Source organism: Micromonospora sp. NPDC005087, from assembly GCF_042872965.1.
In the GTDB taxonomy this organism is placed as follows: domain Bacteria; phylum Actinomycetota; class Actinomycetes; order Mycobacteriales; family Micromonosporaceae; genus Micromonospora.
This window is the reverse complement of record NZ_JBIALB010000063.1, coordinates 1-4,491: the sequence shown is the minus strand read 5'-3', so window position 1 is coordinate 4,491 and position 4,491 is coordinate 1. Positions and strand designations below refer to the sequence as shown.

The 4,491-nt window shown below is 67.2% G+C and carries 4 protein-coding genes and 1 pseudogene; 3 read left to right on the top strand and 2 right to left on the bottom strand.

Annotation, left to right across the window (positions count from 1 at the left end; genetic code table 11):
* Window positions 1-19 precede the first annotated feature (19 nt).
* Window positions 20-1,021: a TolB family protein gene (locus ACFYPS_RS36825; protein ID WP_387331106.1), complete on the bottom strand. Its 1,002-nt coding sequence runs from the start codon at window positions 1,019-1,021 to the stop codon at window positions 20-22.
* Between the two features lie 99 nt (window positions 1,022-1,120).
* Window positions 1,121-2,365, bottom strand: a complete 1,245-nt coding sequence (locus tag ACFYPS_RS36820; RefSeq protein WP_387331112.1) for an amidohydrolase — start codon at window positions 2,363-2,365, stop codon at window positions 1,121-1,123.
* A 147-nt stretch (window positions 2,366-2,512) separates the two neighbouring features.
* Between ACFYPS_RS36820 and ACFYPS_RS36815 the strand changes: the two are divergent.
* The 3 genes and pseudogenes from ACFYPS_RS36815 to ACFYPS_RS36805 all read left to right on the top strand — a co-directional run.
* Window positions 2,513-2,809: pseudogene (locus ACFYPS_RS36815) on the top strand (transposase family protein); the annotation flags it as partial.
* 172 nt (window positions 2,810-2,981) lie between these two features.
* Complete coding sequence (locus tag ACFYPS_RS36810; RefSeq protein ID WP_387331109.1) at window positions 2,982-3,725, top strand: ISAs1 family transposase; 744 nt, start codon at window positions 2,982-2,984, stop codon at window positions 3,723-3,725.
* 241 nt (window positions 3,726-3,966) lie between these two features.
* The gene (locus ACFYPS_RS36805) at window positions 3,967-4,431 is read left to right on the top strand and encodes a hypothetical protein (protein WP_354967732.1); all 465 of its coding nucleotides are present in this window, start codon (window positions 3,967-3,969) and stop codon (window positions 4,429-4,431) included.
* Window positions 4,432-4,491 lie beyond the last annotated feature (60 nt).

The following is a 4,491-nucleotide window of genomic DNA, read 5'->3' as shown; positions in this document are numbered from 1 at the left end:
CTACCCGAACCCGCGTGGATCAACAAGCCCGACGACGAGCCGACTCAGTCAACGAACCCCTGAACCACCCGCCCCGAAAAGGTTGACACCTTCCGACCTCGGTGACATCGCCACTCTGGGTCGCGAGGCGTACCTGCCGCTTGCCGTTGACCAGCCAGCTGTAGGCGACCGTCGAACCGTCCGGAGACCACGACGGGTTTGCGGCCACCCCGCCCGTGGTGACCGCCGAGCCATCTGTCACCTTGAGCAGCTGCTCGCACGGCCTCTCGGGGGTCGCCCGACAACCCGGGGTCGCGGTCACGTAGGCGAGCCGCTTCCCGTCGGGGGACCACGCCGGATGATAGACCGAGACCTTCTCCTTGAGGACGGACCTGCTGGTTCCACCGCCGAGACGTAGGACCTCAACACCTGAAACCGACTGTGCTCCGGACGACTCGCGAGACGACACCTGCGCCGTCTGTGCGTATATCTCGTCAGCCGAGCGGAACGTCGATGTGGAGGGAATCCGCGAGCCGGTCAGCAGCTCCTTCACCCCTGAACCTACACCGAGCACCAACACGGCCTGCTCGTAGTGCGAGTCCTCGAAGATCCGGCCGACCACGGCCAGGCGCGCCCCGTCCGCCGACCATGAGGGTGATGTCGCGGCGAGCTCGGACAGCCGCACGAGGCCGGACCCGTCGGGACGGACTCCCGCAAGGCGGAACGCCCCACCTTGGTTGCTGGCGAACACGATCGGAGGCACCGTCGCGAGGTCGAGAGAGGCGAGCTTCGGGTCTCGCGTGAACTCGGGCGTGCGGACGGGCGCATCGTGGATGTGACCGTGGTCCTCCTCCGAGTGGCTCTCGGTGGCCTCGTGACCGTGTTCGTCCTCGTTACCGGCGGAGACGCTCGGACGAGGCGTGCCGCCGATCGTCGTGGCATCACTGGTGGCCGCACACCAGGAAAGGAGCAGGAGCGCTGCCACACCGGCGGTGACGGCGCTGGCGGTCCGGGAGGGAACACTCCGGTTCAGGAATCCCATCGGAGTCTCTTTACCTCTCTACGGGCAGAACGTGTCGACGGGGGAAGGAGCAGGCCGGTGGAGCTGATGCCCCACCGGCCTGCCGTCAGTGTGATCGCGTCACAGGACCGGTGCGTCCGGGTCCGAGTAGACGACCTCGCCCTTGAGCATGGTCATGAGCACCTTGGTGTCGGAGATCTTCTCGGTCGGGATGCCGAACAGGTCCTGGTCGATGGCGATAAGGTCGGCGAACTTGCCCACCTCGATCGAGCCGGTGACGTCGTCCTGGTGCAGCTGGTAGGCCACACCGATGGTCGCCGCCTTGAGAGACTCGACGAGCGAGATCCCCTCGGTGGCCACGAGCTTGCCGGGCAGGATCCCGGCGGCCTCGTTGACCTCACCTTCGCGGTCGATCGCGGTCTCGATCGCGGTCCACGGAATGAGATCGGTGACCGGCCAGTCCGAGCCGGCGGCAACAACCGCCCCGTTGCGCAGCAGCGACTTCGTCGGGTACATCCCGGCGAGGTCCTCAGGAGCGATGTAGCCCTCGGCGCCGTTGACGGTCCAGCCGTCCCGCTGCGCCCACTGCAGGGACATGCTCGCCACAACGCCGATCTCCCCGAACCGCTTGTAGTCCGACTTGTTGACGAACTGCAGGTGGGTGATGGTGTCGCGACGGTCCCACGCAGGGTTGGTCTTCTTGATCTCCGCGAAGTTCTCTAGCGACACGCGCACGGCCCGGTCACCGATGCTGTGCGTGTGGATGGTCCACTTGTTCGCGTCGAGCTTGAGGAAGCCGAGTCGCGCGTCGTCACACGACGGCTCCTCTCCGCGCAGGTCACCCTCGACCCAGACCGGGTTCTCCGTCGTGCCGACGTTGATCCGGTAGGGCTTCTCCATGGCCGCCGTCTGGCCGGGGTACTCCGGCACGCCGTCACAGAAGATCTTCACCGTGTCGATGCTGAGCGAGCCGGGGCTGTTGGGCGAGGAGTAGCCGTCGAACTCATCGCGGACCTTGTTGACCCCCGCGATGAGTTCGTCGACCTCGGCCTCGGACGCCCCGCGGACGCCGCCGGCCGAGAGGGCTTGGTTGAAGTGGACCGTCATGTTGCCGTCATCGGCCAGACGCTTGGCCAGTTGTGCATCCGTCGCGCTGCCGCCCGGCCGGAGGATGGCCGTGACGCCCAGACGATTGGCCTTCTTGATGTTGGCGACGAGTTGCTGGTAGTCCGCGTCCGGCGCCTGCGGCGTCGCCGGGCCGAAGTTCGCCGAGAAGTCGGCGAACGTCCCGTTCGGCTCACCGTTCTCGTCATGCCCGATGAATCCACCCGACGGCGGCACAGTGTCGGCGGTAATGCCGGCCAGGGTGATTGCGTAGTCGGTCGGGGGGTTCCCTAAGCTGGGAATCTATGGAGTGAGTGGCCTCTGTGGAGGCGAGAAGAGCGGGTGAGATCACGTCGGTGATCATGGAGTTCTCTACGCTTCACGACACCCCGAGGATCTCACCCGCCGATGCCATCATGCCCGATCCCCGCACTGTCCGCGGTCGCCGGCAGCCCTGACGCGTCACCACCCGCGGTGACCGAGGGTGAGACGATGGGGCTGCTGCACGCCTTGTCAGCAGTCCCGGATCCCCGCGACCCGCGTGGGGTGCGTTACCCGCTGTCGAGCCTTTTGACGGTCGCGGTGTGTGCGGTCCTGGCGGGCGCGTCGTCGTTCGCCGCGATCACCGACTGGTTGCACGATCTGGACGAGCAGGCCCGCGACCGGCTCGGTTTCGGTCGTCAGGTGCCCGTGGGTACGACCGTGTGGCGCCTGTCGACCCGCCTCGACGACGGGCTGCTGGCCACCGTTCTGGCCGGCTGGCTGCGGGCCCGAACTCGGCCGGTCACATCCCGGCCACGCAGGTACCGCACGGTGATCGCCGTGGACGGCAAGACCCTGCCCGGGAGCCCGCCGTCCCGGCGGCGGCCAGGTCCACCTGCTCTCCGCGCTGGACACCAGCACCGGCATTGTCCTGGCCCAGGTCACCATCGCCGCGAAGTCGAACGAAATCCCTGCGTTCGCGCCCCTGCTCGACGCGATCGAGGCAGTGCTGGGCAGCCTGACCGGCCTGCTGTTCATCGCCGACGCCCTGCACACCCAGACCGCCCACGCCAACGAGATCGCCGCCCGCGGCGCCTACCTGATGATCCCGACGAAAGGCAACCAGCCCACCCTGCTCAAGCAGCTCAAAGCCCTGCCCTGGCCAGACGTCCCGATCGGAGACCGCCGCCGCGACCGCGGCCACGGACGCCGCGAGACCCGCACCGTCAAAGCCATCACCGTGCACACCCCCGGAGGCATCGGGTTCCCCCACGCACAGCAGGCCGTCCGGATCATCCGCACCCGCACCACCGGCGGGAAGACCAGCCGCGAAACCGCCTACTACACGGTGTCCCTACCCGCCGAACAGGCCCAACCCGCCGACCTGCAGGACTGGGCCCGCCGCGAATGGCACATCGAAAACCTGATCCACCACGTCCGGGACGTCACTTTCCGTGAAAACCTACATCAGGCCCGCACCGGCACCGGACCCGCCGTCATCGCAACCCTGCGTAACACCGCGATCGGCTACCACCGCACCAACGGAGACACCAACATCGCCCGCGCAACCCGACGCGCCGACCGCCGCCCACACGACCTCATCACCGCGGTGACCAGCAGCTACCCCACAACGCAATGACCCTGCACGTAGGACCGGGAAGTAGCCGCACACCCTCACGATTCCGCCGCAGTGCCATCGCCGTCGCCGCGGCTCTGGCACTTCCTCTCGGCATTACCGGCGCGGCCGGGGCGGCTTCGGCCCCCCAGAGCGGGGCCGGCCATGCCGACACGTTCTTCGTTAACGGCAAGGTGCTCCAGTACGGCCCGAACCAGGCGAAGTTCTCGGATGCCTCGCCGTCAAGGACGGCAAGATCGTCTTCGTGGGGGTCGGTAACCCGGGCCAGACCAAGAAGTGGGTCGGGCCGAACACCAAGGTCGTCGACCTCAAGGGCAAGGTGCTCATGCCGGGCCTCGGTGACGGGCACCTGCATGGCGCCAGGATCATCGACTGCGACATGGGCTACGAAGGTGGCACGGTCGACGTGGTGCTCGGCAAGCTCAAGGCCTGCCTCACCAGTGCCGAGCAGGCGGGCTACCTTAACAGAAACTACATCCTGTCCGCCCGCAACTTCATGGGCGACGCGATGCAGCCCAAGGGCACGATCCTCGACCGCGCGACGCTCGACCGGCTCTCGAAGTCGCCGGAGGAGGACCCGTACGGCACGGGTACAACGCGCCCGATCATGGTTCGCAACATGGATGGCCACAAGTTCTCGACGAATTCCCAGGCCATCATCAACGCCGGCATTACAGGGCGATTGCGTAGTCGGGCGGTGGGGCGTTGAGCTGGCGATCTGTGGGGTGAGTGGCCTCTGTGGAGGCGGCATGAGCGGGTGAGATCGCCA